The organism is Nonomuraea fastidiosa, assembly GCF_042751225.1.
Lineage (GTDB): Bacteria > Actinomycetota > Actinomycetes > Streptosporangiales > Streptosporangiaceae > Nonomuraea > Nonomuraea fastidiosa.
In genome coordinates this window covers 6,219,383-6,244,492 of record NZ_CP170570.1, presented here as the reverse complement: position 1 = coordinate 6,244,492, position 25,110 = coordinate 6,219,383, and the positions used below count along the sequence as shown (strand labels likewise).

The window sequence follows — 25,110 nt, the reverse complement described above, 5'->3', positions numbered from 1 at the left end:
CGCGGCGGGGGCGTCAGAGGTCGAGGCGGCACAGGCCCTCGGCGAGCGCCTTGGTGGTCAGGCGGGTACGGCTGTCGCAGCCGAGTTTGGCGAAGATGTGCTCCAGGTGCGTGGTCACCGTGCGCACGCTGAGCACGAGCGCCGCCGCGATCTGCGGGTTGGAGTCGCCGGCCGCGACCCTGGTGAGCACGTCGATCTCGCGGCCGGTCAGGTCGTACGGCAGCGTGCACGGCCGCTCGGCCACCACCGCGCCCTGCAGCGAGCCCTGGAACCCGACCCCGGCCCTGACCAGCCGCACCTCGTGCCAGCCGCCGTCACCGCCGAGCCACAGGCCGTGCCTGCTCAGCTCGCGCGAGTCGATGAAGGACCGCGCGTACGCGGCCATCGCCGGGTCGTCCCACAGCACCGGCGAGACCTCGTGGCCGGGCACCTCGCGCCGCGTGCCGAGCCGGTCGAAGGCGACCGCCCGGAACCCGGGCGGCAGCCCCACCGGATCGATCACGCACCGGTTGAGGTCGGTGATGTGCGCGAGCAGCGGGCTGACGGCCGACACCAGCGCGCCGGTGCGCGGCGGGAACGCCTTCCTGGCGGCTAAGTGGAGCAGGCCCGTGAAGCGGCCCTCATCGAGGAAGAGCGGCGCGGTCAGCCCGGCCCGCCAGCCGTAGGGCGCGAGGTGGCGGCGGAAGTAACGCTCGGTGTCCGGCTCGGGCATCTCGACGGGCTCGCGGGTGGCGAGCGCCCTGCGGTAGGCGTCGAGCCCGGCGTACTCCTCGGCCGCGTCGTGGTCGATGCGCGGGTGGCCCTCGGAGATCACGCTGTGGTGGCGGCCGGTGGCGGGGTCGTAGGCGACGAACTCGTACGCGTCGAGCGGGACGACGCGGCGCAGCGCCGCCATCGCGCCCTGGGCGCCCCCACCGCCCGCGACCTGGTAGCCGACCTCGGCGAACGCCTGAAGATGGCGCACGTCAACGGTGATCTGGGCCACGCCTGCCTTTATATCATTTACGGTTTTCCGACCCTCCCTTTACCGAATGCCTACCTGGGGCGGCGGCTGAGCATCGGTGGGGGCGGGGCCCGGAGCGGAAGGCGGGCGCCAGCAGGGAGGCGGGCAGGACCCGCAGCGGAAGGCGCGGCGGCGCCTTCCCCGCCTGGCTGGCCCCGGTGCAGGCGGTGGTGCTGCCGCTGTCGGATGCCGAGCTGCCGGCCGCGGAGAGCGTGCTGCGGCGCTGCCTTGCGTCGGGGCTGCGGGCCGAGCTGGTCCCGGCCGTTTCGGCTGACGCTTGGTGATCAATCGGGTAACAGAGGCTTCCCCGATCGTGTGAACGGCTCGTAAAGTCCGCTCCAACGGCCGAGGTCCGAGGAGGACGGCTTGACCGAGCTGAGCGATCGTGAGGCCGAGCTGGTGTCCGCCCACGAGCAGGAGCGCCCCGCGCGCGAGCTGGGCGGTCCGCTCAAGGCCGGCGTGTGGGTCGTGGGCGGGGTGCTGTCGGCGTACTCGCTGCTGGTGGTGTTCCAGCCGGTGGAGGCGATCCAGCACCGGATGACGTTCCTGGCGGTCGCGCTGCCGCTGGTCTTTCTCTGCTACCGCTCAGGGCTGGACCTGCGGGTGCGCCGCCTGCTGCGGCGCCCCGCCCCGAAACCCTCGGAGCGCCCCAGCCCCGTGCCCTCGGAAAGCCCTGAGTCCTCAGAGCACCCTGACCCCTCGGAGCGCCCCGAGCCCTCAGAGCAGGGGAAGCGCGCCGAGCGGCCGAGCGTGGCCGACTGGCTGCTCGCCGCCGCGTCGCTGGCCGTGCTGGTCTACCCGCTGCTCGACATGGACGCCTTCCGCGAGCGCGGCTCGGGCGCGGCACTGACGGACCTCGACGTGGCGGCCGGCGTGGTGCTGACGGTGCTGCTGCTGGAGGCGGTGCGCCGCACGGTCGGCCTGACGTTCGCCGTCATCTGCGTGGTCTTCCTGCTGTACGCCTACTACGGCGCGTACCTGCCGATCGACTGGACGATCGGGCACCCGGGCTTCGACATCTCGCAGATCGTCGCGCAGCTCTACACCGGCACCGAGGGCTTCTTCGGCGTCCCGATGCAGGTGGCGGCCAGCTACATCATCCTGTTCACGATCTACGGCGCGGTGCTCGACTACTCGGGCGCCAGCAAGTTCTTCATCGACCTGAGCTTCGCCGCCTTCCGCAGGTCGCGGTCGGCGCCCGGCCGTACGGTGACCACGGCGGGCTTCCTGCTCGGCACCGTGTCGGGCTCGGGCGTGGCGACCACGGTGAGCCTGGGCAGCGTGGCCTGGCCGGTGCTGCGGCGGGCCGGCTACCCGAGGGAGCAGGCGGGCGGCATCCTGGCGGCGGGCGGCATCGGCGCGATCCTGTCGCCGCCCACGCTGGGCGCGGCGGCGTTCATCATCGCCGAGTACCTCGGCGTGAGCTACCTGCAGGTCCTGCTGTACGCGACGGTGCCGACGCTGCTGTACTACCTCGGCATCTTCCTGGCCATCGAGATCGACTCGCGCCGCTTCGGCACCCGCGCGGTCGAGGTGGACGCGCCGCGCGCGGGGAAGCTGCTGCTGCGCTTCGGCTACCACTTCAGCTCGCTGCTCCTCATCGTGGTGCTGATGGCGCTGGACCGGTCGGCGTTCCAGGCGGTGACGATCGCCACGGCGGTCGCGTTCGGCCTGTCGTTCCTCGATCCGCGGCACCGGATGGGGCCGCGGCGCATCGGGCGGGCGCTGGCCAAGGGCGCGCTCGAGGTGCTGCCGGTGACCGCGGTCTGCGCGGCGGCCGGGATCATCGTCGGCGCGATCACGCTGACCGGGCTGGGCCAGAACCTCGCCGACATCATCGTGGACATCGGCGCGGGCAACCTGATCGCGACCACGGTCATGGCGGCCGTCGCGGTGCTGCTGCTGGGTCTAGCGGTGCCGGTGACGGCGAGCTTCATCATCGCCGCGGTGATCATCGGGCCGGCGCTGTTCGACCTCGGCGTGACGCGGCCCGAGGCGTACATGTTCGTCTTCTACTACGCGGTGCTGTCGGAGGTGAGCCCGCCCACGGCGCTGTCGGCGGTCGCGGCGGCGGCCATCACGGGCGGCAACACGTACCGGACGATGCTGATGACCTGGCGGTACACGCTGCCCGCGTTCCTCGTGCCGTTCGCCTTCGTGCTCACGCCCAACGGGCAGGCGCTGCTCGGGCAGGGCCCGTTCGGGACCGTGCTGCTGATGACCGCCGTGTCGGCGGTCGCGGTGGCCGCGCTCGCGGTGGCCACCGGCGGCGCGGCGGCCTGGCCCGAGCGGGTGCTCGCGGCGGTCGCGGCGGTGCTGCTGCTGTTCCTCGACCCCGTCCCCATCGTCGCCGGCCTGGGCGTGCTCGCCGTGGCCGCCGTCGTGCACCTCGTCAGAAGAAGGAGAAGGGACCCAAGGTGAAGCGGATACTCACGATCGTCGCCGCCGCAGTCCTGACCGTGGCCGGCTGCGGCGGCGGTGGCGCGGGCGGCGGCTCGGGCAACCGGATCTCGATCGCCACGGGCGGCACGACGGGCGTCTACTACGTCTACGGCGGCGGCCTGGCCAAGCAGCTGTCGGCCGGCATCGCCAACACGCAGGCCACCGCCTCGGTCACCTCGGCGTCGGTGGAGAACATCAAGCTGCTGGCCTCGGGCAAGGCGCAGATCGGCTTCTCGCAGGCCGACACGGCGGCCGACGCGGTCAACGGCAAGGACAGCTTCACCGCCAAGCAGCCGATCAAGGCGCTGGCCCGCATCTACGACAACTACCTGCACCTGGTGGTCTCCCCCGGCGTGAACGCGGCCACGGTGGCCGACCTGAAGGGCAAGCGCGTCTCGCTCGGTCCCGCCAACTCCGGCACCCAGGTGGTGGCGCGGCGTGTGCTGGAGGCGGCCGGGCTCGACCCCGACAACGACATCAGCAAGCAGCAGCTGTCCATCAACGAGTCGGTGCAGGCCGCCAAGGACGGCACGATCGACGCGTTCTTCTGGGTCGGCGGCCTGCCCACGGCCGGCATCACCGACCTCGCGGTGAGCAAGCCGGACATGAAGATCATGGACACCTCCGACGTGCTGGAGAAGATGCGCGCCACCTACGGCGAGCAGTACGTCGGCCTCGACATCGACCTGTCCACGTACAAGCTGCAGGGCGGCACGATCAAGACCGTCGGCATCGCGAACATGCTGCTGGTGCCCGACTCGATGAACGAGCAGCTCGCCTACGACATCACCAAGACGCTGTTCGAGAAGAAGGCCGAGCTGGAGAAGGTGCACCCGGAGGCGAAGAAGCTGGACCCGGCGCTCGCGCAGCAGGTGGCCCCGGTCGAGCTGCATCCGGGCGCGGCCCGCTACTTCCGGGAGAAGGGCTGATCAGGCTGGTTCTCGCGCTGGCGGCGGTGGCGGCGCTCGGCACCGCCGCCGGCCCGGGCGGCTGACCGTGAACGGCCTGCCGGTCGTCGCGGGCCGCTTCGCGATCACGTACGTGCATTCGATGTACCGGGCGCCGTCCGCCGAGGTGTTCACCGTGTTGGGCGGCCGGTTCACGATGCGGGCGGTGCTCTCGCTGAGCGGCGGCGTGCTCGACTACTACGCGCTGGACGGTGAGCGGGCCAGGCTGCCGGGCGGCGGGTGGGTGCTGCGCCTGGCCGAGCCGGTGACGTACCGTGAGCTGCCGCTGCTGACCACCTCGCTCGGGCGCAGGACGCTGCTGTCGGGCGGGCGCTGCCTGCCGCTCTACCCCCGCGACGGCGCGGCCGAGGTGCGGGTGGCGCTGCGGCTCACCCACGACGTGCGGGGCGGGCCCTGCGATCAGAGCCAGTCGTTCTTCTTGAACACCACGTACAGCGCGACCGAGGTGAGCGCCATCAGCACCATGGACAGCCAGAACCCCCACAGCTCGCCGATGCCCGGGTAGGGCACGTTCTGCCCGTAGAAGCCGGTGATCGCGGTGGGCACGGCGATGATCGCCGCCCAGCTCGTGATCTTCTTCATGATCACGTTGAGCCGGAAGCCCTGCTGCGACAGGCGGGTGTCGCGGACGTTGGCGAGCATGTCGCGGACCTCGTCCACCCACTCGCCGACGCGCAGCACGTGGTCGCGGACGTCCTCGTAGTAGGGGGCCATCACCGGGTCGCTCATCAGCGCCTCGTCCCGCCTGAGCAGGGTGCCGATGACCTCGCGCATCGGCAGGGAGACCCGGCGCAGCTTGGTGACGTTCTTGCGCAGCACGTACAGGGTGCGCTGGAGGCTCTCGTCGTCGGTGAGCTCGCCCGCGAACAGCGACTCCTCCAGCGTCTCGGCCTGCGCGTCGAGGTCCTGCGCCACGTCGAACTGGGTGTCCACGACGTAGTCGAGCAGGCCGTGCAGCAGGAACATCACGCCGTGCCCCGCCAGGTGGGCGGCGGCGTCCCAGCGCTTGACCACCTCGCCGATGTCGAAGTGCGCGCTCTCGCGCACGGTGACCAGCGCGTTGGCGGTGACGAAGACGTCCACCTCGACGGCGTGCACACGTTCGCCGTCGAAGTGCACCCCGTAGGCCGCGACGAACAGGTGGTTATCGTAGATGTCCAGCTTCGGGCGCTGGTGGCCGGCCAGCACGTCCTCGACGGCCAGCTCGTGCAGCCCCAGCTCGTCGCCCAGCTTGTCCAGCTCGTCCCGCGTCGGCGAGCACAGGTCGAACCAGACCGTGGCCTCGGGGTCGTCCAGATGGCCGGGAACCTCCGCGATGGGGAAGCACTCCTTCTCCAGGCGGCCACCGCGGTACAGACGCGTGTGCATCAGCCCATCCTGGCCAGGAGTGCCGCGAAACGTCGAGCATTACGCACGGCCGCTCCTCCCGGGTCGTTGTTGAAGTAGACGTAGGCGTCGGGCCAGGCGGCCTCGCCGACGCGGGCGGCCCACGTCCGCAGCGCGCGCTCCCCGTACGCGTAAGCGGATCTGCCCTCATGCAGGCGTACGTAACCCCACGGCGCGGTACGCCAGTACGGCGCCTGCGGCCGTCCCAGCCGGTCGGCCCAGCACAGGGCGGCCGCCCGCGCCTCCAGCACCGCCCGCGTCTCCTCGCTCCACCACGACGGGTGCCGCGGCTCCACGGCCACCCGCACGCCCTGCGGGAAGCAGGCCAGGCAGTGGTCGAGCAGGGCGGGATCGGCCTTCAGCGACGGCGGGAGCTGCAGCAGGACCGGCCCCAGCTTCTCCTTCAGCCCGGCCGCGGCGGCCATGAGCCGCGCCACCGGTTCTCCGGGCTCGCCGAGCCGCCTGATGTGGGTGAGGAACCGGCTGGCCTTGACCGCCATCACGAACCCGGGCGGCGTGCGCTCGCGCCAGGAGGCGAACACCTGCCTGCTCGGCAGCCGGTAGAAGGCGTTGTTGCTCTCCACGGTGGGGAACTCGCGCGCGTACGTCTCCAGCCACAGCCGCTGCGGCACCCCCTCCGGATAGAGCACCCCGCGCCAGTCCTTGTACTGCCAGCCCGAGGTGCCGACCAGCCACGTCATGCCGTTGCGTCTACCCCGGCCCGCCGGGTGCAGTACTGTCCTACTTCGTCAGGCCGAGGAGGACCTTTCACGCGATGGGCGCCAACCACGCGCACGGCACCGCCGTCTCCCGTTCCCGCGCCTCGCGGCGTACCGTGGTGGCCGCGCTGGCCGTCCTGGTGCCGCTGGCGATCATCACGCTGGCCGCGCTCGTCTGGCTCTGGCCGGAGGGCACGACCGCGGGGCCCGCGCCGGAGTCCGGCGTCGAGCGGCTCACCGGCACGGTCACCAGCGTCACGCTGAAGCGCTGCCCCGCCGCTCCCGAGGGCGCGCCCAAGCCCGACCCCGCCACCTGCGGCAAGGCCGTCGTCAAGCTGACCGAGGGCCGCGACAGCGGCAGGGACGTCGAGCTGCGGCTGCCGGGCGGGCCGGGGGCGCAGCGCTTCGCGCCCGGCGACGACGTGATCCTGCTGCGCGACGCCGACGGCGCCTACCAGCTCTCCGATCACGACAGGTCGATGCCGCTGTGGCTGTTCGGCATCGCGTTCGCGCTGGCGGTGATCGCGTTCGGGCGCTGGCGCGGGGTGACGGCGCTGGCCGGGCTCGCGGTGACGTTCGTGCTGCTGCTGACGTTCGTCATCCCCGGCATCCTGGAGGGCCGGCCGCCGATGCTGGTGGCCATCGTCGGGTCGGCGGCGATCATGCTGACCGTGCTCTACCTCACGCACGGCTTCTCGCCGTCCACGTCGGTCGCCGTGCTCGGCACGCTGGCCAGCCTGACGCTGACCGGGCTGCTGTCGTACGCGGCGCTCGGCCTGGCGAGCCTGAACGGCGTCACCGACGACAGCGCGCTCACCCTGGGCATGAGCCTGTCCATCGACACGCAGGGCCTGCTGCTGGCCGGGATCATCATCGGCTCGCTGGGCGTGCTCGACGACGTCACGGTCACCCAGGCCGTGACGGTGGCCGAGCTGGCCCGCGCCAACCCGTCCTACGGTTTCGCCCGCCTCTACCGCGCGGCCGGGCGCATCGGGCGCGCGCACATCGCGTCGGTGATCAACACCATCATCCTGGCGTACGCGGGTGCGTCGCTGCCGCTGCTGCTGCTGTTCAGCATCGGCGCGCAGCCCCTGGGCCAGGTGCTGACGACGCCGGTGATCGCGCAGGAGATCGTGCGCGGCGTGGTCGGCACGCTCGGGCTCATCGCGGCCGTGCCCATCACGACGGCCCTGGCCGCCCTGGCCGCCGTCCGCGACCGCGACCGCGACCATCCCGGCCACGATCCGCACGACGAGGGCGGCTTCTGGGAGGACGAGGAGCGGGACGCCCCGCGCCGGGACCGCGGGGATCGGGGTCCGGCCGGCCGGGAGCCCGGCGACTTCTTCACGCCCCGCGAGGCCGGGCCGCCGCACCGTACGGCGCCGCAGCGGGCGGCGCGGCACCGGCGGCGGGCGGGCGCCTGACGGGGGCTCAGTCGGGCTGCAGGCTGCCGTCGACCCGCAGCTTGCGCCGGGCGCGCTCGTAGAACGTGGTGCCCAGGCGGACCACCTTGGCCGCGCCCGGCCAGGCGGTCACGGTGACGCTGTCGCCGGGGAACAGGTGCCCCATCACCCTGCCGTCCACCTCGACGGCCAGCCGCCCGCTGCTGGGCAGCACGGTGAGCGTCACCTCCTCGTCGGCGGGCAGCACCAGGGCCCGGTTGAACGCCGAGTGCGCGGCCGCCGCCACGACCAGCACCGCCTCCACGCGGGGCGAGACGATGGGCCCGCCGGCGGAGAAGCTGTAGGCGGTGGAGCCGGTGGTGGTGGCCACGATGACGGCGTCGGAGGAGTAGCGGACGAACGGGCTGCCTGCCGGGGTGACGGCGACGCCGGCCAGCCCGTCACCGGGGGTGCGGACGAGCGCGATGTCGTTGAACGCCGTCACCTTGGTGCCGTTGAGCTCGCTGCGGATGGCCATGCGCGGCTCGATCGTGTACTCGTGCCGGTCGATGGCCGACAGCGTCTCCGGCAGCTCGTCGACGCCGATCTCGGCGAGGAAGCCCAGCTTGCCGAGGTTGACCCCCAGGATGGGCGTCGGCCGCCCGGCGAGCAGCCGCATCGTGCGCAGCATCGTGCCGTCGCCGCCCAGCCCGACGACCAGGTCGGCCCGCTCGACCAGGGCGCCGGCGTCGACGGGGACGGCGGTGCAGTCGATGCGGCCCACCTCCTCGGGCAGGCCGAGCACGGTGGCGCCCTTGTCGGCCGCCCACCTCAGGATGGTGTCGATCGCCTTCTTCGAGTCGCGCTGGGGGTGCAGCACCAGCCCGACCGTCCCGACCATGCCCATGCCGCCAACCTTACGTGGGCCGTCACGGTGCGGGCGCGGCGGGACCGGGATCTTGCCCGCGCGAGGGTCCGGTAGCGTCGTGCCCATGCGGCTTCATGTGGGATGCGCGATGTGGGCGCACGCGCGGTGGCAGGGGCGTTTCGTGCCCGCCCACCTGCCTCAGGCCGAGCGTCTGAGGGCGTACGCGGGGTGGTGCGACGCGGTCGAGGGCAACACCACGTTCTACGCCACCCCGGCCCGCGCCACGGTGGAGTCGTGGGCGGCGCAGACCCCGCCCGGCTTCCGGTTCGTCGTCAAGCTGCCGAAGGCCGTCACCCACGACCACCGGCTGATGGGCGGCGAAGCCGAACTGCGCGCGTTCTTCGACGCCATGGAGCCGCTGGGGCCGCGCGTGCACGCGTTCTGGGTGCAGGTGCCCGGCTCGTTCGGCCCGAACGACGCAGGCGCGCTCGCGGCCTTCCTGCGCCGGATGCCGCAGGGCCACCGCTACGCCGTGGAGGTGCGCCATCCGGCGTTCTTCACCGACGAGCGGGCGGCCCGCCTGCTGGAGCGGGTGCTGGACGGCGCGGGTGCCGAGTGGGTGCCGTTCGACACCACGGTGATGTTCGCCGCGCCGCCCACCAGCGACGCCGAGCGTGAGGCGTGGGAGCGCAAGCCGCGCCTGCCGCGCCGCGCACGGGCGCTCACCGGCCATCCGATCGTGCGCTACCTGGGCCGTGACGACGAGGAGCGCACGGTGGCGGGCTGGCGGCCGTGGGTGGACACGGTCGCCCGGTGGCTGCGCGAGGGCCGCTCGCCGACCGTGTTCGTGCACACCCCCGACAACGCCGACGCGCCGGCGCTGGCCCGCCGCTTCCACGACGAGGTGCGCGCCCTGGTGCCGGAGCTCGCCCCGCTGCCCGACCCCGAGCCGCACCAGCCGCTCACGCTGTTCTGACGCCGTCTTCGGGAGGCCCGGCGCGGCCCGGCCGTCAGCGGACCAGGCAGGGGCGCTTCGGGTCGAACGTCCACCCCTTGATCAGGTACTGCATGGCGATCGAGTCGTCGCGCGCGCCCAGCCCGTGGCGGAGGTAGCGCTCGTGCGCCTCGGCCAGCGCGTCCCTGTCCAGCTCGACGCCGAGCCCCGGCTTGTCGGGCACCCGCACCGCGCCGTCCTCGATCGTCAGCGGCGAGGTGGTGAGCGCCTGGCCGTCCTGCCAGATCCAGTGCGTGTCCAGCGCGGTGATCTCGCCCGGCGCGGCCGCTCCGACGTGGGTGAACATGGCCAGCGAAATGTCGAAGTGGTTGTTGGAGTGCGAGCCCCAGGTCAGCCCGAAGTCGTGGCAGAGCTGCGCGACGCGCACCGAGCCGGCCATCGTCCAGAAGTGCGGGTCGGCCAGCGGGATATCCACCGCGTCCGCGCGTACGGCGTGGGCCAGCTCCCGCCAGTCCGTGGCGATCATGTTGGTCGCGGTCGGCAGCCCGGTCGCCCGCCGGAACTCCGCCATCGTCTCCCGCCCTGAGAAGCGGCCCTCGGCCCCGCAGGGGTCCTCGGCGTAGGCGAGCACGCCGCCGAGGCCCCGGCACAGGCGTACGGCGTCGGCCAGCAGCCAGCCGCCGTTGGGGTCGAGCGTGACGCGGGCGTCGGGGAAGCGGCGGGCCAGCGCCTTGACCGCCTCGACCTCCTCCTCGCCGGGCAGCACGCCGCCCTTGAGCTTGAAGTCGGTGAAGCCGTAGCGCTCCTGGGCGGCCTCGGCCAGCGCCACCACCGCGTCGGGGGTGAGCGCCTCGCGGCGGCGCAGCCGCGACCAGCGGTCCTCGCCCTCGTCGTCCACCAGGTACGGCAGGTCCGTCTTACCGGGGTCGCCGACGTAGAACAGGTAGCCGAGCATCGGCACCCGGTCGCGCTGCCGGCCCTCGCCGAGCAGGTCGGCGACGGGCAGGCCGAGGTACTGGCCGTGCAGATCGAGCAGGCAGGACTCCAGGCCGGTGACGGCGTGCACGGTGGTGCGCAGGTCGAAGGTCTGCTGGCCGCGCCCGCCCGCGTCGCGGGCGGCGTAGCGGTCGGCGACCTCGCGCAGCAGGGCGCGGTAGCGGGCCACCGGCCGCCCGGTCAGCAGCGCGGCGGCCTCCTCGATGGTCTGCCTGATGGCCTCGCCGCCGGGCACCTCGCCCAGCCCGGTACGCCCGTCGGAGTCGGTGACGATGACGACGTTGCGGGTGAAGAACGGCCCGTGGGCGCCGCTCAGGTTGAGGAGCATGCTGTCGTACCCGGCGACCGGGACGACCTCGACGCTCTCGATGGTGGGCGACATCTCGGGAGGTTCCCCCTAGCGGATCTTGTCGATGAGCGCGGTCAGCTCGGCGAGCTCGCTCTCGGTGAGATTCTGCAGCGGCGGGCGCACCGGCCCTGCGGGACGGCCGACGGCGGCCAGCCCGGCCTTGATGATAGAGACCGCGTATCCCTTCATGCGATCGCGGATGTCGAGGTAGGGCAGGATGAACTCGCGGATGCGCCGGTAGACGGCCTCGCGGTCCTGGGCCAGCACGTCGGCGTAGAAGTCGAGCGCGTACTGCGGCACGAAGTTGAAGATGGCCGAGGAGTAGGTGCTCATGCCGAGCTGCAGCAGCGGCAGCGCGAAGGTCTCGGCGGTGGGCAGTCCTCCGATGTAGGCCAGGCGGTCGCCGACGGCGGCGTAGATGCGGGTGAGGTTCTCGATGTTGCCCACGCCGTCCTTGAAGCCGATGAGCGTCTCGTTGCGGTCGACGAGGGTGGCGACGGAGCGGTCGTTGAGCACGGCGTTGGCGCGGCTGTAGACGATCACGCCGAGGCTCGTGGCGGAGCAGACGGCGGAGATGTGCTCGATGAGGCCCTGCTGCCCGGCCTCGGTGAGGTACGGCGGCATGAGCAGGATGCCGTCGGCGCCCGCCGCCTCGGCGGCCTTGGCCTGGGCGACGGCGTTGGCGGTGCCGCCGGTGGCGGGGGCCATCACGGGGAGGCGGCCGTTCACCTCGTCGACGGCGGCGCGCACGACCCGGTCGATCTCCTCACCGGTCAGCGAGAAGCCCTCACCCGTGCCGCCGGCGGCGAACAGGCCGGCCACCGGGTAGCCGCTCAGCCAGGACAGGTGCTCGCGGTAGCTCTTCTCGTCGAACTGCAGGTCCTCGGTGAAGTGGGTCACGGGGAACGACAGCAGTCCGCTCTTGAGCTGACTGGCCAACTCCTGCGGGGAGTAACTGGGCATGACGAGGCTCCTCGCTTGACATGCGGCCGTGGGGTTTCCCCGCACCGGCTGAAAGGTCCGACGTCCGCCAGGCTAAGAAGGAGGAGCGATTCCTGTCCAAGTGCGATTCTCTATCCAGCGATGCCGTACGAGCATCACTGGTCGTGCGGCTCCCCGATGGCGGGCAGCAGTTCGAGCACCCGGCCGAGCGCGGGGTTGGTCGAGTTGCGGTCCCAGATGACGTGCAGCTCGACGGGTTCGCCGGTGGCGCCGGCCGGGTCGAGGGGGTCGCCGCCGCCGCGTACCAGGTCGCAGAAGGCGACGCCGTCCACGCCGAGCGAGCGCGCGCTGGCGGGGGCGAGGGCCACCCCGCGCCCGGCCGCGACCAGCAGCACGGCGGTGAGGATCTGGTGCACCTGCTGCTCGATGCGGGGGTGCGCGTTGGTGAGGAAGCGGACGGTCAGCTCGTGGAAGTAGCGCGACTGCACGGGGTTGTAGCTGATCACCGGCAGGCCGTCGAAGTCGTCGGGGGCGAGCGGCCGGCCGAGCGTGGCGAGGCGGTGCCCGGCGGGGACGACGGCGCACAGCGGCTCGCGGAAGACGATGCGGGAGTCGAGGGTGGCGATGTCGAACGGCGGGCGGGCGAGTCCCAGGTCCAGCTCGCCGCGCAGCAGGCCGTCCACCTGCCCGGCGGTCACCCGTTCGTGCAGGATGACGTCGATGTCGGGGAGCTGCTCGGCCAGGCGGCGCAGCAGCGTGCCGAGCATGCTGATGGCGGAGACGGCGGTGAAGCCGAGCCGTACGATGCCGGCCGCGCCGCTCGCGATCCTGCGCGCCCGGTCCCCGGCGGTGTCGACCAGGGAGAGCATGCGCCGGGCGTCCTCAAGGAAGCCGCGGCCCGCGTCGGTGAGCACGACGCGGCGGTTGTCGCGTTCCAGCAGCGTCACGCCGATCGCCCGTTCCAGCTTCTGGATGTGGCGGCTGAGCGGCGGCTGGGTCATGCGCAGCCGGTCGGCGGCGCGGCCGAAGTGAAGTTCTTCGGCGACCGCGACGAATGCCCGAATCTGATCGAGGGTTAGCATGATGCCGCAAGAGTATCACTTGATACCGAAATGACGTTGGACAGGCATCAAGGCAGGTCCTTAGTCTCCGGAGAACCACAAAGCGGAAACCTTGCCGTAACCTGACGCAACTCCATCTCCGCGCACGAAAGATCCACGGGCGGTCCTCGCCCGCATGAAGGAGAAGTCCATGCCGACATCTCGGACAGCCCCCCGCCGCATCCTCATGGGTGTCGTCGGCGTCGTCACCGCGATGACGCTGACCGCGTGCGGTGGCGTCAAGACGACCTCCTCCGGTGGCGGCGACGGGGACTATCCGTCGGGCAACATCGAGTTCAGCGTCGGCGCGTCCGCCGGCGGTTCATCCGACCTCATCAGCCGCGCGCTCGCCCAGGGCATCGCCAAGGAGCTCGGCGTCTCCGCGCCCGTGATCAACAAGCCGGGCGCCAACGGCGCGCTGGCGGCCAAGGAGCTGCAGGCCGCCAAGCCCGACGGATACAAGGTCGCCGTGCAGAACGCCTCGCTGTTCACGATCACCCCGCTCACGGTGTCGCCGTCCGAGGCCGTCAAGATCGAGGATTTCGACGTCATCACCGGTGTCTCGCGCGACGACTACGTGATGGCCACCAACCCCAAGTCCGGCTTCAGGTCGATCGACGACATGAAGAAGGCCGGCAAGACCATCCGGTACGGCACCACCGGCGTCGGCACCGGCGCCCAGCTCGCCTCCGCGCTGACCTTCAAGACCGCCGGCATCGACGCGACGGCCGTGCCGTTCGACGGCGGCGCGCCCAACCTGACGGCCCTGCTCGGCAACCAGGTGGACGTCTCCACCATGCAGATCGGCGAGGCCATCGAGAACATCAAGGCCGGCAAGCTCATCCCGCTCGCCGTCTTCTCCAAGGAGCGCATCCCCTACCTGCCCGACGTCAAGACCGCCATCGAGCAGGGCTTCGACGTCCAGGTGACGCAGTACCGCTTCCTCACCGCGCCCAAGGGCACGCCGGAGAACGTCAAGGCCAAGCTGCTGGAGGCGGCCAAGAAGACGTTCGCCACGGAGGAGTACAAGAAGTTCAACGAGCAGAACTCGCTCACGCCGATGGAGGTCTCCCCGCAGGAGGTCATCGACTCGCTGCAGAAGGACGCCTCGACGTACAAGGCGAAGCTCGACGAGTTCGGCATCAGCCTGGCCGGTTGATCCCCTTCCTGCGAAGGAGTTTGCATGTCCGTGTCCGACCCGGCCTCCGACCCGGTCCGGCCACCGGCCTCGGCCTCTGAGGCGGACGAGGCCGCCCTGCTGCAGGCCGAGGCCGACCGGCTCGCGGCCGAGATGGAGGAGGCCAGGCCGCCGCACGCGGGGCCGGCCGCCCAGGTCGGGGCCGCGCTGGTGGCGCTGGCCGTCGGCGTGCTCGGCGCGATCGGCTCCTACGGGCTCGGCCTGGGGCAGTTGACCCAGCCCGGGCCCGGGCTGTGGCCGTTCGCCATCAGCGTCGTGATCGCCGTGCTCTCGGTGGTGCTCCTCGTCACCGGCCGCGGCCTGCAGGACTCCGAGCGGTTCTCCCGCGCGAGCCTGCAGACCCTGATCGGCCTGGTGACGCTGGTGGCGCTCGCCGCGCTGCTGCCGCTGATCGGGTTCGAGATCCCCGCGCTGCTGCTGATGTTCGTCTGGCTGCGCTGGCTGGGCAAGGAGTCGTGGCGTTCCTCCATCGTGATCAGCATCTGCGCCGTGGCCGCGTTCTACGTGCTCTTCGTGCTGCTGCTGCAGATCCCGCTCCCCCGCCTCATCTGAGGAAGTCCGAGAAAACCCCATGGACATCTCCCCGATCCTCGACGGCTTCGGCGTCGTGCTGGAGCCGGCCAACCTGCTCTACTGCCTGATCGGCGTCATCATCGGCATGCTCATCGGCGTGCTGCCCGGCCTCGGCCCCGGCGCGACGATCGCCATCCTGCTGCCGATCACGTACGGCATCGGGCCGGTCTCGGCGATCATCATGCTGGCGGGCATCTTCTACGGCGCCCAGTACGGCGGCACGATCACCTCGGTCCTGCTGCGCCTGCCCGGTGAGGCGTCGTCGGTGGTGACCGTCTTCGACGGCTTCGCCCTGGCCAAGCAGGGCAGGGCGGGCACGGCGCTCGGCATCGCGGCCATCGGCTCGTTCGTCGGCGGCACGATCTCGATCATCGGCCTGACGCTGGTCGCGCCGATCGTGGCCGGCTTCGCGCTCGACTTCGGCCCGCCCGAGTACGCCGCGCTCGGCATCCTCGGCGTGCTGCTGATCTCCTCGATCGGCAACGGCAACAAGCTCAAGGCCATCATCGCCGCCTGCGTCGGCCTGCTGATCGCGACCGTGGGCCGCGACACCTTCACCGGCGCGGAGCGCTTCACCTTCGGCAGCCTCAACCTGGCCGAGGGCATCGACTTCATCCCCATCGCCATGGGTCTGTTCGGCCTCAGCGAGATCCTCTACAACCTGGAGGAGCGGCACAACAAGGTGCACTCCCCCGCCAAGGTCGGCAACGTGTGGCCGTCGCGCCGCGACCTGGGCCAGGCCAAGGGCGCGATCGGGCGGGGCTCGCTGGTCGGGTTCGTGCTGGGCGTGCTGCCCGGCGGCGGCGCGGTGCTGTCGTCGCTGGCGGCGTACGCGCTGGAGAAGCGGCGCGCCAAGCAGCCCGAGCGGTTCGGCCGCGGCGCGGTGGAGGGCGTGGCCGCGCCGGAGACCGCCAACAACGCCGCCGCCACCTCGTCGTTCATCCCGCTGCTGACGCTGGGCATCCCGGCCAACGCCACGATGGCGCTGATCTTCGGCGCGCTCCTCATCCAGGGCATCCAGCCGGGCCCGCAGCTCGTCACCGAGCACCCCGACGTGTTCTGGGGCGTCATCAACTCGATGTACATCGGCAACATCCTGCTGCTGATCATGAGCATCCCCATGGTGGGGGTGTTCGTCAGGATCCTGCGGGTGCGGCAGGCCGTCCTCGCCCCGATCACGGTGCTGATCACGCTGCTCGGCGCCTACACCGTGCGCAACCAGGTGTACGACATCTTCCTCGTGATCGCGTTCGGCGTGCTGGGCTACCTGATGAAGAAGTTCGGCTTCGAGCCGGGACCGCTGGTGCTGGCGTTCGTGCTCGGCACGATGATCGAGAGCTCGGCGCGGCAGGGCCTGCTCATCTTCGGCGGCGACCCCGCGGGCTTCCTCACCCGCCCGATCTCTGGCACAGTGCTCGCCATCGTGGTGATCGTCGCGGCCTGGCCGCTGATCCGCAAGGCGATACGCCGCAAGCCCGCGCCCAGCGCCGCCGACCCTGTTGAGGAGAGGATTTCATGACCGTTTCCGCCGGCCGGGTCAGCCGGGTCGTCGTCACGCCCGTCGCCTTCCGCGACCCTCCCCTGCTGAACGTGGTGGGCGTGCACCAGCCGTACGTGCTGCGCGCGATCGTCCAGGTGCACACCGACGAGGGGCTGGTCGGGCTCGGCGAGACGTACGCCGACCAGGCCCATCTCGGCCGCCTGGAGGCGGTGGCTGCGGCCCTGCCCGGCGCGGACGTCTTCGACCTGCACGGCCTGCGGCGCATCGTCGCCGAGGCCCTGGGTGAGTCGACCGGCGGCGCCGGTGCCAGCTTCGGCGGCATGCTGGAGGTCTCCAGCGCCGTGGACACCGTGGTGTCGCCGTTCGAAGTGGCGCTGCTCGACCTGCAGGGCAAGGCGATGGGGCGGCCGCTGAGCGACCTGCTGGGCGGCGCCGTACGCGAGCGGGTGCCGTACTCGGCGTACCTGTTCTACAAGTGGGCCGGGCACCCGGGTCAGGAGGACGACGACTGGGGCGAGGGCCGCACGCCCGAGCAGCTGGTCGCGCAGGCGCGCCGGATGGTCGACGAGTACGGCTTCACCGCCATCAAGCTCAAGGGCGGCGTGTACGAGCCCCGCCACGAGGCCGAGACCGTCGAGGCGCTGGCGGACGCGTTCCCCGGGCACAAGCTGCGCATCGACCCCAACGGCGCCTGGACGGTCGGCACCTCCGTCGAGATGGCCAGGCTGTCCGGGGTGCTCGAGTACCTGGAGGACCCGACGCCCGGCATCGAGGGCATGGCCGAGGTCTCCAAGCACACGGAGCTGCCGCTGGCCACGAACATGTGCGTGATCGCCTTCGAGCACATCAAGCCCGCCGTGGCCGCCGACGCGGTGCAGGTCGTGCTCTCCGATCACCACCTGTGGGGCGGGCTGCGCCGCTCGGCGCTGCTCGGCGGGATCTGCGAGACGTTCGGCATGGGGCTGTCCATGCACTCCAACTCGCACCTGGGGATCAGCCTGGCCGCCATGACGCACCTGGCCGCCTCCACCCCCAACCTCACCTACGCCTGCGACACCCACTACCCGTGGAAGACCGAGGAGGTCGTCAAGCCGGGCGTGCTGGAGTTCCGCGACGGCGGCGTGGCCGTGCCGCGCGGGCCCGGCCTGGGGGTCGAGCTGGACGAGGACGCGCTCGCCGCGCTGCACGAGCAGTACCTGAAGTGCGGTCAGCGCGGGCGCGAGGACACCGCGTACATGCAGTCGATCGTGCCCGATTTCACCCCGAACACCGCCCGCTGGTAGCCGGTCCTACGGCGCCTGGAGGCGAGCGCGGCTGTTGGACAGGTGCAGCCGCATCGCCGCCCGCGCCGCCGCCGGATCACGGTCGGCGACGGCGCGGTAGATGTTCTCGTGCTCCAGCGTCACCCGCGTGAGGTGGGTGGCGTCGGAGACCGTGTAGACGTGTTCGAGGCGGGTGCGCGGCAGCATGATCATCATGGGGCCGAGCGAGGCCAGCAGGTCGGAGTAGAACCTGTTGCCGGACGCCAGCGCCACCTTCATGTGGAAGGCGAAGTCGGCCTCGACGGCGTGGCCCGGCTGCTCGCCCGAGCGCCCGAGGTCGATCAGGGCCCGCTCGATGGCCTTGAGCTGCAGGTCCGTACGGCGCTCGGCGGCGAGGCCCGCGGCCTCCGTCTCGATGCCGATGCGGAAGTCGATCATGTCGAGGACGTCGCGGTGGGTGCGCACCTGCGCCGCCTCCACCGAGAAGGCCGTGGGCGGCGGCAGCGCCAGCACGAACGAGCCCCGGCCCTGGAAGGTCTCCACCAGCCCGGCCGCCTGCAGCCGGGAGATCGCCTCGCGGACCACGGTCCTGCTGACGCCGAACTCCTCGATCAGCGACGACTCGGTGGGCAGTTTCTCGCCCGGCTGGATCTCGCCGACCAGGATGCGGGCCCTGAGCCGCTCGACCACCTCATGAGCAAGGCCCCGGCCGCCCCTGCGGCCCTTGGGACGGTGGGCGGCGTTCCGTGGCGGCACCGCGTCCTCAAGGTCCTCGGGGTCCTTGGGGCTGCGCGGCGCGGCGTCCTCGGGGTTGCCCTTAGGGTTGCGCGGCACGGCGGACAATCTACCGGCCGGGGCCGTGGAACTCGACGTCGTCGATCAGCCAGTCGCGCGCCCGCCCGGCGAGGCTGAGCCCCAGCCCGGGACGGTCGGGCACGTGCATGCGCCCGTCCTCGATGCGCAGCCGCTCCTCGAACAGCGGCGCGAGCCATTCGATGTGCTCCACCCACGGCTCGCGCGGGTAGGCGGCGGCCAGGTGGACGTGGATCTCCATGACGAAGTGCGGCGCGACCTGGGCGTGCGCGTGGTCGGCGAGTGCGGCGACCTTGAGGTAGGGGGTGATGCCGCCGACGCGGGGCACGTCGGGCTGGACGACGTCGACGGCCCCGATGAGCCGGACGAGGTCGGGGACGCCGGTCAGCATCTCGCCGGTGGCGATCGGCGTGTCCAGAGCCTCCGCCAGCCGGGCGTGGCCTTCGGCGTCGTACGCGTCCAGCGGCTCCTCGATCCACACCAGGTTCATCTCCTCGACCGCCCGCCCGAAGCGCAGCGCCGAGATCCGGTCCCACTGCTGGTTGGCGTCCACCATCAGCGGCACCTCGTCCCCCACGTGCTCCCTGACCGCCGCCAGCCGCCGCAGGTCCTCCCGCATGTCCGGCTGACCCACCTTGATCTTGATCCCGCCGATCCCCCCGGCCAGGGAGCGCGAGGCGCGCTCCTTGACCTCGTCCAGGGGCGCCTGGAGGTAGCCGCCCGAGGTGTTGTACGTCCTCACCGAGTCGCGGTAGGCCCCCAGCAGCTTGGCCAAGGGCAGACCGGCCCGCTTGGCCTTCAGATCCCACAGAGCCACATCGACGGCCGCCAGCGCCTGCGTGGCCACACCCGAGCGGCCCACCGACGCACCCGCCCACAACAACGACTCGTACACCTTGCCGATGTCCGACGGATCCTGCCCGAGCAGGTGCTCCCCCACCTCCTTGGCATGCGCGTACTGCGCGGGCGTGCCGGCGCGGGTGGTGTAGGAGAAGCCGAGCCCGCGCAGCCCGTCGCGGGTGCCGATCTCGCAGGTCAGCACGTCGATCCTGGACAGGGGCCGCTGGCGTCCCGTGGCCACCTTGGCGTCGCTCACGGGGGTCGCGAGCGGCACCGCGTACCTGCCGAGCCGTACGGACGCGATCGCGTCGCCCACGGCCGTCGTCACGCCTTGCCGAACTCGACGCGGTCGGTCGTCCAGGCGCGGCACTGCTCGCTCAGCGTGAACCCGAGCCCCGGACGGTCCGGCACGATCATGCGGCCGTCGCGCGTCTCCAGCCGCTCGTTGAACAGCGGGTTGAGCCACTCGAAGTGCTCGACCCACGGCTCGCGCGGGTAGGCGGCGGCCAGGTGGAGGTGGATCTCCATGGCGAAGTGCGGCGCGAGCTGCAGCCCCGCGTGATCGGCGAGGGCGGCGATGCGCAGGAAGGAGCTGATGCCGCCCACGCGCGGGGCGTCGGGCTGGATGATGTCGGCGGCGCGGGCCTCGATGAGCCGTACGTGCTCGGCCACGCTGGAGAGCATCTCGCCGGTGGCGATCGGCGTGTCCAGAGCCTCCGCCAGCCGGGCGTGGCCTTCGGCGTCGTACGCGTCCAGCGGCTCCTCGATCCACACCAGGTTCATCTCCTCGACCGCCCGCCCGAAGCGCAGCGCCGAGATCCGGTCCCACTGCTGGTTGGCGTCCACCATCAGCGGCACCTCATCGCCCACGTGCTCCCGGACCGCCGCCAGCCGCCGCAGGTCCTCCCGCATGTCCGGCTGACCCACCTTGATCTTGATCCCGCCGATGCCGTCCGCCAGGGACTGCGAAGCGCGCTGCTTCACCTCCTCGATCGGCGCGTGCAGGAACCCGCCCGAGGTGTTGTACGTCCTCACCGAGTCGCGGTAGGCCCCCAGCAGCTTGGCCAAGGGCAGACCGGCCCGCTTGGCCTTCAGATCCCACAGAGCCACATCGACGGCCGCCAGCGCCTGCGTGGCCACACCCGAGCGGCCCACCGACGCACCCGCCCACAACAACGACTCGTACACCTTGCCGATGTCCGACGGATCCTGCCCGAGCAGGTGCTCCCCCACCTCCTTGGCATGCGCGTACTGCGCGGGGCCGCCCGCCCGCTTGGAGTAGCTGAACCCGACGCCGGAGTGGCCGTCCTCGGTCGCGATCTCGGCGAACAGGAACACCACCTCCGTCATCGGCTTCTGCCGCCCGGTGAGCACCTTGGCGTCACTGACGGGCACGTCGAGGGGAAGCGTGACGGAGGAGAGCGTGACGTGGCGGATGCGGTCGGCCATGACAGAACCTCGCGGGGTCAGGGTGGGCGTGGTACGCAAGTCATCGTACAAATCCGCTATTCATACGACAACTGCCCCGTTCTCCCCCACCGCTGCCGCGACGCGCGACGAGATGGTCAGACGGCGCGCCGTAGCGGGCCCAGGGCGGCGTCGGCCTGCGGCAGCCCCAAGCCCGCCAGGCCGGAGAGCAGGCCCAGGTGGGTGAGGGCCGGGCCCAGCACGACGGTGCCGTTGATTGCCGCGGCGATGTCCGCTCTCCGGCGCGGGACCGAGCGCGCAGTACGAGGTCAGCGTCATCGGAGACCGGCGGGCGGCATGGGGCGGGCTAACCCGTCCGTGCCTGGCGATGGCTTTCGGCACCGACATCATCACCCCGCCCGCAGCCGGCCGCGAAGTGCACGAGTCGCTTTCGCAGATGGTCGGCCCGCCGCTCCGGGCAGGCCGCCGGGTTCACGGGCAGGCCGGATATCGCAGAAGATCGGTCACCAGATCGACTGCGCCGTCATGCCGTCACCGAAATGCGACTCACGGACCTCACATGAGCGCGCATGGAGACTCACCGGCCGCGTGGACGATTCATCGGGCGTATCCAGGCCGCCGTGCCGCGACGACAACCTGCCCGTTCCAGGGGCGTCCGCTGGCGGCGCCATCCTCCGAAGGGAGGATGGGTTCGGCCGTCCTGGAGGATGTCGCCTTCAACGCGCGCGAGGTGAAACTAGCGGAATGGCGGCAGTACAGGTACGCGGGCTCCGCAAGAGATACGGCGGCACTGTCGCCGTGGACGGCGTGTCCTTCGAGATCGCCGAGGGCGAGACCTTCGGCATCGCAGGCCGCAACGGAGCCGGCAAGACGACGACCGTGGAGTGCCTGACGGGGCTGCGCAGGCCGGACGGCGGCTCGGTGAAGGTGCTCGGCCTCGACCCGGTGCGCCGGCGCCGCAAGCTGGCCCAGCGGATCGGCGTGCAACTGCAGGAGGGGGCGCTGCCCGACCGGATCAAGGCCGGTGAGGCGCTGCGGCTGTTCGCCGCGTTCTATCCGCAGCCGGCCGACTGGCGCCAGGTGATGGCGCGGTGGAGCCTGGAACCGCTGGCGGGCAAGGCGTTCTGCGATCTGTCCGGCGGCCAGAAGCAACGGCTGCAGCTCGCGCTCGCCTTGGCGGGCGACCCCGAGCTGGTGGTGCTCGACGAGCCGACCACCGGCCGGCGCCAGGCCGCGCTGATATCCCCCACGCCTGTGCCAGGGAGGCATCCGATGCGCCGAAGAATCGCAACGACGAAGGCCACGGAGCCGCAAAAGGGATGGTCACCGGTATTCGATCACCGAGGCGGGGACGAACGATTCACGGAGCTGCGAAACCGCCGACCCGTTTTTCTTCCGCGTCGGCCGTACGATGGCCGTATGAGCCGAAAAGGCGTCGCACTGCTGGTGATCGCCGCCGCCTTCGTCGTGGCCGGAGCGGTCGTGATCCTGGGGAACACGGCTCCCGAGGAGACCTCCAGAGGTGTGGAGAACACCCGATCTCCAGAAGAGGTCTCGTCTTATTGGACCAGGGAGCGCATGGACGAGGCCACCGGAGGGTGAGAGAAACCGAGGGGCGAGAGAACAGCGCGTGCGAGGAGCCGCGCGAACGGAGACCCCTCGCACGCGACGGCGGGCTAGTTCGCGCTCACGTCGTTGTAGACGTTGATGGCGGCGTCACCGTGGTTGGGCGACTTGTAGACGATGTCGGTCGGGTTCCCGTTGTTGTCGACCGTACGGTGGCTGTTGGCCCCGACGATGTAGCCCCATCCCCGGTCGAGCTGTAGCTCCTGGAGCCAAGGACCACCGCTGGAGCCGTGGAACATGTCGCAATCCATGTCCATGCGGTCGTCCAAGAGGCCCGCCCGGCTGACGTCGCCGAAGCAGTACCACAGATCGTCACCGGTGAAGTCGGTGCGCTGGTAGCCGTCCTGGGGGTAGCCGAAGGCGTGGATGTCGGTGAAGTCCTGGCCGTATCCGAACCGGTAGCCCTGCGAGCCGACCCAGTCCTGCAGGTTTCCGTGCTGCGACTGCGGGTCGAAGGCGATGGCCGCGACGTCGTAGCTCCAGTCGCCGTCCTCCCACCAGCCGTTGGCGGTGGCGGCGTAGCGCCAGGTCCACCGGCCGTGCGGTTCGAGCCCGTTGTCGGCGTCGGGGACGAAGATGAAGTCGCTGAACCAGTTGGCGTCACCGCCGCCGCCTGCGTGGATGCAGTGCCCGGCGGTCCAGACGGTGTTCCTGTTGGCGGCCGTGATCACGCTGCCGCTGCAGTAGCCCGGCGAGCCGTCGTTGCGACGGTAGTAGATCTTGCCGATGGTGATGGCGGGCATGCTCCCCTGGCCGTACCAGCGCTCGGCCCGCGCCCCGGCGTTGACGTCGGCCGACGGGCCGATGGGCCGGTCGAGTCTCCTGGCCGGCAGCGAGCCCTCGGCCTTCTGTCCCGGCAGGACGTTCTTGGGCGGCTCACCCTTCTGGATGAGCGGCGGGGACGAAGGGATCGGTTCCGGCGTGGCCGCGCGGATCCGCTCCTCGGTCCAGTAGCTGAGGATCCGCTCACTGCCGGCCTTGTTCACCACCCCCTTCGACAATGTGTCGGGCGATGGTGCTGCGGTGCCGGTGGCGGAGGTCTGGCCGGAGGCGGTCGCGCTCATCCCCGAGACCGCCAGCAACGCCGTTAATACTCCAGCCGCACTTCGAGATCTCGATCTGGTCGAGGCTGAGACGTGAGACGGCCACCGCAGTGATCATGTGGGTGTGTGGAATCCAGATGATCGGCGGTGGCCGTGGCAGCCACGGTAGCCGAAATCGACCCGCGTGTATGGGCCGATGCGTTCGATGACCTGTTCGCGCAGGTAGTGGCACCGTTCTTCGGCCGGCGTGAGCCGCGGATCAGAGCGCGTGGTTACCTGCTGGGCCTGCTGAGTTCGCTGGAACGCAAGAACGGCTGGTCCCTGGCCGAGTTCGCCGGAGACGCGACACCCGACGGGATGCAACGACTGCTCAACCACGCCCGCTGGGACGTCGATGCGGTCCGGGATGCACTGCGGGCCCAGGTCGCCGAGCGGCTCGGGTGCCTGGACGGGGTGCTGGTGGTCGACGACACCGGGTTCGAGAAGAAGGGCCGCCGCTCGGCCGGGGTGCAGCGCCAGTACACCGGCACGGCCGGAAAGATCACCAACTGTCAGGTCGGAGTGTTCGCCTCCTACCTGCACCCCGGCCGGCAACGGGTGCTGATCGACCGGGAACTGTATCTGCCCGCTTCCTGGTTCACCGCACCCGAGCGGCGCACCGACGCCGGCATCCCGGAGCAGGTGGAGTTCGCGACCAAACCGGAGCTGGCCTGGAGGATGATCGAGCGGGCCGCCGACGATCCGCTGCTCACCTTCGCCTGGCTCACCGCGGATGAGGGCTACGGCGACAACCCCGTGTTGCGTGAGCGGTGCCGCAGCCGGGGTTTGAGCTACGTGTTCGCTGTCTCCTGTGACCACCCGATCGTGCTGGCCGGCCGGAAGATGCGTGCCGATGAGGTCTTCGCCGCGCTGGAGGAGCAGGCGTGGCAGCGTTACTCCTGCGGCCAGGGTGCCAAGGGCCACCGCTACTACGACTGGGCGTGGATCCCGCTCGGCCCGGCCGAGTGGCTGCTGGCCCGCCGCTCCATCACTGATTCCGGCGAGCTGGCGTTCTACACCTGCTGGGCCACCGGCCCGGTCGCGCTGCCGGAGCTGGTGCGAGTGGCGGGATCGCGGTGGAGCGTGGAGGAATGCTTCCAGGCCACCAAGAACGAGGTCGGCCTGGACCATTACCAGGTCCGCAAGCACCTGGCCTGGTATCGGCACGTCACGTTGGCCATGGTCGCTCACGCTCACCTGGCTTTCCTCGCCGCCGGCCCACCCGGCGCAACGGGCGCTCAGCAGGGCGAGGCTTTCTCGGGCCTGGCCACACAGGGGGCCCTGCCGACAGGGACGATCACAGCTTGAGGGTGCGAACGGTGACGATTCCGGCGAGCTGATCCCGCTTACCGTCAACGAGATCCGGCGTCTGCATGCTCATCTTGCCCAGCCCCGGCACCCTGCCAGTCATCGAATCCGCTGGTCACAGTGGCGACGTCGGCATCAAGCCCGCGCCCGCCGCTGCCATTACCAGCGACAGCGACGAATCATCGATCACTAAATGCGGCTGGAGTATTAAGACGACGATTGCGGCGCGCCTTGAGCGTGCGCTCATGACTCTTCCCTTCCATAGGTGATCGGCGAAACCACCTCATCATGTGCGCAACTTTCCTTCACGTAAAGGGGCCGGTCAGAAACTTCTCGCGAGCCGCGGAATGACGGGATGATATTCGGATC

Annotated in this window: 23 protein-coding genes; 12 read left to right on the top strand and 11 right to left on the bottom strand. The window is 71.0% G+C overall.

Annotation, left to right across the window (positions count from 1 at the left end; all coding sequences use genetic code 11):
• Window positions 1-13 precede the first annotated feature (13 nt).
• Window positions 14-985, bottom strand: a complete 972-nt coding sequence (locus tag ACFMQL_RS28765) for a helix-turn-helix transcriptional regulator (protein ID WP_364054334.1) — start codon at window positions 983-985, stop codon at window positions 14-16.
• A 384-nt stretch (window positions 986-1,369) separates the two neighbouring features.
• Here ACFMQL_RS28765 and ACFMQL_RS28760 point away from each other — a divergent pair, with 384 nt between their 5' ends.
• From ACFMQL_RS28760 to ACFMQL_RS28750, 3 genes are all read left to right on the top strand, one after another.
• Window positions 1,370-3,424 carry a TRAP transporter permease gene (locus ACFMQL_RS28760; RefSeq protein WP_378787917.1) on the top strand — a complete coding sequence of 685 codons (2,055 nt, stop codon included), beginning with the start codon at window positions 1,370-1,372 and terminating at the stop codon, window positions 3,422-3,424.
• On the top strand, window positions 3,421-4,374 hold the full coding sequence (locus ACFMQL_RS28755) for a TAXI family TRAP transporter solute-binding subunit (RefSeq protein ID WP_378787915.1): 954 nt from the start codon (window positions 3,421-3,423) through the stop codon (window positions 4,372-4,374). Before ACFMQL_RS28760 ends, ACFMQL_RS28755 begins: the two co-directional genes overlap by 4 nt.
• Window positions 4,375-4,441: 67 nt before the next feature.
• The gene (locus ACFMQL_RS28750; protein ID WP_378787913.1) at window positions 4,442-4,918 is read left to right on the top strand and encodes a hypothetical protein; all 477 of its coding nucleotides are present in this window, start codon (window positions 4,442-4,444) and stop codon (window positions 4,916-4,918) included.
• On the opposite strand, the gene ACFMQL_RS28745 is transcribed toward ACFMQL_RS28750, so the two are convergent.
• Window positions 4,813-5,781, bottom strand: a complete 969-nt coding sequence (locus ACFMQL_RS28745; RefSeq protein ID WP_378787912.1) for a magnesium transporter CorA family protein — start codon at window positions 5,779-5,781, stop codon at window positions 4,813-4,815. The two genes, ACFMQL_RS28750 and ACFMQL_RS28745, sit on opposite strands and share 106 nt — an antisense overlap.
• Window positions 5,781-6,500 (bottom strand): DUF72 domain-containing protein, encoded by a 720-nt coding sequence (locus tag ACFMQL_RS28740; protein WP_378787910.1) that lies wholly within the window; start codon window positions 6,498-6,500, stop codon window positions 5,781-5,783. Before ACFMQL_RS28740 ends, ACFMQL_RS28745 begins: the two co-directional genes overlap by 1 nt.
• A 74-nt stretch (window positions 6,501-6,574) precedes the next feature.
• Between ACFMQL_RS28740 and ACFMQL_RS28735 the strand changes: the two genes are divergently transcribed.
• Window positions 6,575-7,942, top strand: a complete 1,368-nt coding sequence (locus tag ACFMQL_RS28735) for a YibE/F family protein (RefSeq protein WP_364054355.1) — start codon at window positions 6,575-6,577, stop codon at window positions 7,940-7,942.
• Window positions 7,943-7,949: 7 nt separating this feature from the next.
• On the opposite strand, the gene ACFMQL_RS28730 is transcribed toward ACFMQL_RS28735, so the two are convergent.
• Complete coding sequence (locus tag ACFMQL_RS28730) at window positions 7,950-8,807, bottom strand: NAD(+)/NADH kinase (protein ID WP_364054358.1); 858 nt, start codon at window positions 8,805-8,807, stop codon at window positions 7,950-7,952.
• 85 nt (window positions 8,808-8,892) lie between these two features.
• On the opposite strand from ACFMQL_RS28730, the gene ACFMQL_RS28725 reads away from it, so the two are divergent.
• Window positions 8,893-9,744, top strand: coding sequence for a DUF72 domain-containing protein (locus ACFMQL_RS28725; protein ID WP_364054361.1), 852 nt, complete (start codon window positions 8,893-8,895; stop codon window positions 9,742-9,744).
• 34 nt (window positions 9,745-9,778) lie between these two features.
• Here ACFMQL_RS28725 and ACFMQL_RS28720 read toward each other — a convergent pair whose 3' ends face one another.
• From ACFMQL_RS28720 to ACFMQL_RS28710, 3 genes are all read right to left on the bottom strand, one after another.
• Window positions 9,779-11,101 (bottom strand): enolase C-terminal domain-like protein, encoded by a 1,323-nt coding sequence (locus ACFMQL_RS28720; RefSeq protein WP_364054364.1) that lies wholly within the window; start codon window positions 11,099-11,101, stop codon window positions 9,779-9,781.
• A 15-nt stretch (window positions 11,102-11,116) separates the two neighbouring features.
• Window positions 11,117-12,031: a 5-dehydro-4-deoxyglucarate dehydratase gene (gene kdgD, locus ACFMQL_RS28715; protein ID WP_364054367.1), complete on the bottom strand. Its 915-nt coding sequence runs from the start codon at window positions 12,029-12,031 to the stop codon at window positions 11,117-11,119.
• A 134-nt stretch (window positions 12,032-12,165) separates the two neighbouring features.
• Window positions 12,166-13,092: a LysR family transcriptional regulator gene (locus ACFMQL_RS28710; protein ID WP_364054370.1), complete on the bottom strand. Its 927-nt coding sequence runs from the start codon at window positions 13,090-13,092 to the stop codon at window positions 12,166-12,168.
• A gap of 169 nt (window positions 13,093-13,261) precedes the next feature.
• Between ACFMQL_RS28710 and ACFMQL_RS28705 the strand changes: the two genes are divergently transcribed.
• Genes ACFMQL_RS28705 through ACFMQL_RS28690 form a run of 4 tightly spaced genes read left to right on the top strand, consistent with a single transcriptional unit; the run spans window position 13,262 to window position 17,665 of the window.
• Entirely contained in the window at window positions 13,262-14,269 is a 1,008-nt protein-coding gene (locus ACFMQL_RS28705; protein ID WP_364054373.1) for a tripartite tricarboxylate transporter substrate binding protein, read from the top strand.
• Window positions 14,270-14,293: 24 nt separating this feature from the next.
• Entirely contained in the window at window positions 14,294-14,860 is a 567-nt protein-coding gene (locus ACFMQL_RS28700; RefSeq protein WP_364054376.1) for a tripartite tricarboxylate transporter TctB family protein, read from the top strand.
• A gap of 19 nt (window positions 14,861-14,879) precedes the next feature.
• A complete protein-coding gene (locus tag ACFMQL_RS28695; protein ID WP_378787906.1) occupies window positions 14,880-16,400 on the top strand; it encodes a tripartite tricarboxylate transporter permease in 1,521 nt (506 codons plus the stop codon).
• Complete coding sequence (locus ACFMQL_RS28690) at window positions 16,397-17,665, top strand: glucarate dehydratase family protein (RefSeq protein ID WP_378787905.1); 1,269 nt, start codon at window positions 16,397-16,399, stop codon at window positions 17,663-17,665. The genes ACFMQL_RS28695 and ACFMQL_RS28690 overlap by 4 nt, the downstream gene beginning before the upstream one ends.
• Window positions 17,666-17,671: 6 nt before the next feature.
• Here ACFMQL_RS28690 and ACFMQL_RS28685 read toward each other — a convergent pair whose 3' ends face one another.
• The 3 genes from ACFMQL_RS28685 to ACFMQL_RS28675 are packed head-to-tail and all read right to left on the bottom strand — an operon-like array spanning window position 17,672 to window position 20,746.
• Window positions 17,672-18,478, bottom strand: coding sequence for a FadR/GntR family transcriptional regulator (locus ACFMQL_RS28685; protein WP_378787903.1), 807 nt, complete (start codon window positions 18,476-18,478; stop codon window positions 17,672-17,674).
• A gap of 10 nt (window positions 18,479-18,488) precedes the next feature.
• On the bottom strand, window positions 18,489-19,625 hold the full coding sequence (locus tag ACFMQL_RS28680; RefSeq protein ID WP_378787901.1) for a mandelate racemase/muconate lactonizing enzyme family protein: 1,137 nt from the start codon (window positions 19,623-19,625) through the stop codon (window positions 18,489-18,491).
• A complete protein-coding gene (locus ACFMQL_RS28675; protein ID WP_378787899.1) occupies window positions 19,622-20,746 on the bottom strand; it encodes a mandelate racemase/muconate lactonizing enzyme family protein in 1,125 nt (374 codons plus the stop codon). Before ACFMQL_RS28675 ends, ACFMQL_RS28680 begins: the two co-directional genes overlap by 4 nt.
• A 786-nt stretch (window positions 20,747-21,532) precedes the next feature.
• On the opposite strand from ACFMQL_RS28675, the gene ACFMQL_RS28670 reads away from it, so the two are divergent.
• Window positions 21,533-22,327 (top strand): ATP-binding cassette domain-containing protein, encoded by a 795-nt coding sequence (locus tag ACFMQL_RS28670; protein ID WP_378787897.1) that lies wholly within the window; start codon window positions 21,533-21,535, stop codon window positions 22,325-22,327.
• A gap of 74 nt (window positions 22,328-22,401) precedes the next feature.
• Here ACFMQL_RS28670 and ACFMQL_RS28665 read toward each other — a convergent pair whose 3' ends face one another.
• Window positions 22,402-23,337 carry a trypsin-like serine peptidase gene (locus tag ACFMQL_RS28665; protein WP_378787895.1) on the bottom strand — a complete coding sequence of 312 codons (936 nt, stop codon included), beginning with the start codon at window positions 23,335-23,337 and terminating at the stop codon, window positions 22,402-22,404.
• Between ACFMQL_RS28665 and ACFMQL_RS28660 the strand changes: the two genes are divergently transcribed.
• Entirely contained in the window at window positions 23,330-23,491 is a 162-nt protein-coding gene (locus tag ACFMQL_RS28660) for a hypothetical protein (RefSeq protein ID WP_378787893.1), read from the top strand. The two genes, ACFMQL_RS28665 and ACFMQL_RS28660, sit on opposite strands and share 8 nt — an antisense overlap.
• 113 nt (window positions 23,492-23,604) lie before the next feature.
• Complete coding sequence (locus tag ACFMQL_RS28655) at window positions 23,605-24,741, top strand: IS701 family transposase (RefSeq protein ID WP_364070935.1); 1,137 nt, start codon at window positions 23,605-23,607, stop codon at window positions 24,739-24,741.
• Window positions 24,742-25,110 lie beyond the last annotated feature (369 nt).

Excerpts from the sequence above, each read along its gene's own strand:
- ACFMQL_RS28745 (WP_378787912.1), bottom strand. The coding sequence starts at position 5,781 with ATGCACACGCGTCTGTACCGCGGTGGCCGCCTGGAGAAGGAGTGCTTC.
- ACFMQL_RS28740 (WP_378787910.1), bottom strand. The coding sequence starts at position 6,500 with ATGACGTGGCTGGTCGGCACCTCGGGCTGGCAGTACAAGGACTGGCGC.
- ACFMQL_RS28735 (WP_364054355.1), top strand. The coding sequence starts at position 6,575 with ATGGGCGCCAACCACGCGCACGGCACCGCCGTCTCCCGTTCCCGCGCC.
- ACFMQL_RS28730 (WP_364054358.1), bottom strand. The coding sequence starts at position 8,807 with ATGGGCATGGTCGGGACGGTCGGGCTGGTGCTGCACCCCCAGCGCGAC.
- ACFMQL_RS28725 (WP_364054361.1), top strand. The coding sequence starts at position 8,893 with ATGCGGCTTCATGTGGGATGCGCGATGTGGGCGCACGCGCGGTGGCAG.
- ACFMQL_RS28720 (WP_364054364.1), bottom strand. The coding sequence starts at position 11,101 with ATGTCGCCCACCATCGAGAGCGTCGAGGTCGTCCCGGTCGCCGGGTAC.
- kdgD (WP_364054367.1), bottom strand. The coding sequence starts at position 12,031 with ATGCCCAGTTACTCCCCGCAGGAGTTGGCCAGTCAGCTCAAGAGCGGA.
- ACFMQL_RS28710 (WP_364054370.1), bottom strand. The coding sequence starts at position 13,092 with ATGCTAACCCTCGATCAGATTCGGGCATTCGTCGCGGTCGCCGAAGAA.
- ACFMQL_RS28705 (WP_364054373.1), top strand. The coding sequence starts at position 13,262 with ATGCCGACATCTCGGACAGCCCCCCGCCGCATCCTCATGGGTGTCGTC.
- ACFMQL_RS28700 (WP_364054376.1), top strand. The coding sequence starts at position 14,294 with ATGTCCGTGTCCGACCCGGCCTCCGACCCGGTCCGGCCACCGGCCTCG.
- ACFMQL_RS28695 (WP_378787906.1), top strand. The coding sequence starts at position 14,880 with ATGGACATCTCCCCGATCCTCGACGGCTTCGGCGTCGTGCTGGAGCCG.
- ACFMQL_RS28690 (WP_378787905.1), top strand. The coding sequence starts at position 16,397 with ATGACCGTTTCCGCCGGCCGGGTCAGCCGGGTCGTCGTCACGCCCGTC.
- ACFMQL_RS28675 (WP_378787899.1), bottom strand. The coding sequence starts at position 20,746 with ATGGCCGACCGCATCCGCCACGTCACGCTCTCCTCCGTCACGCTTCCC.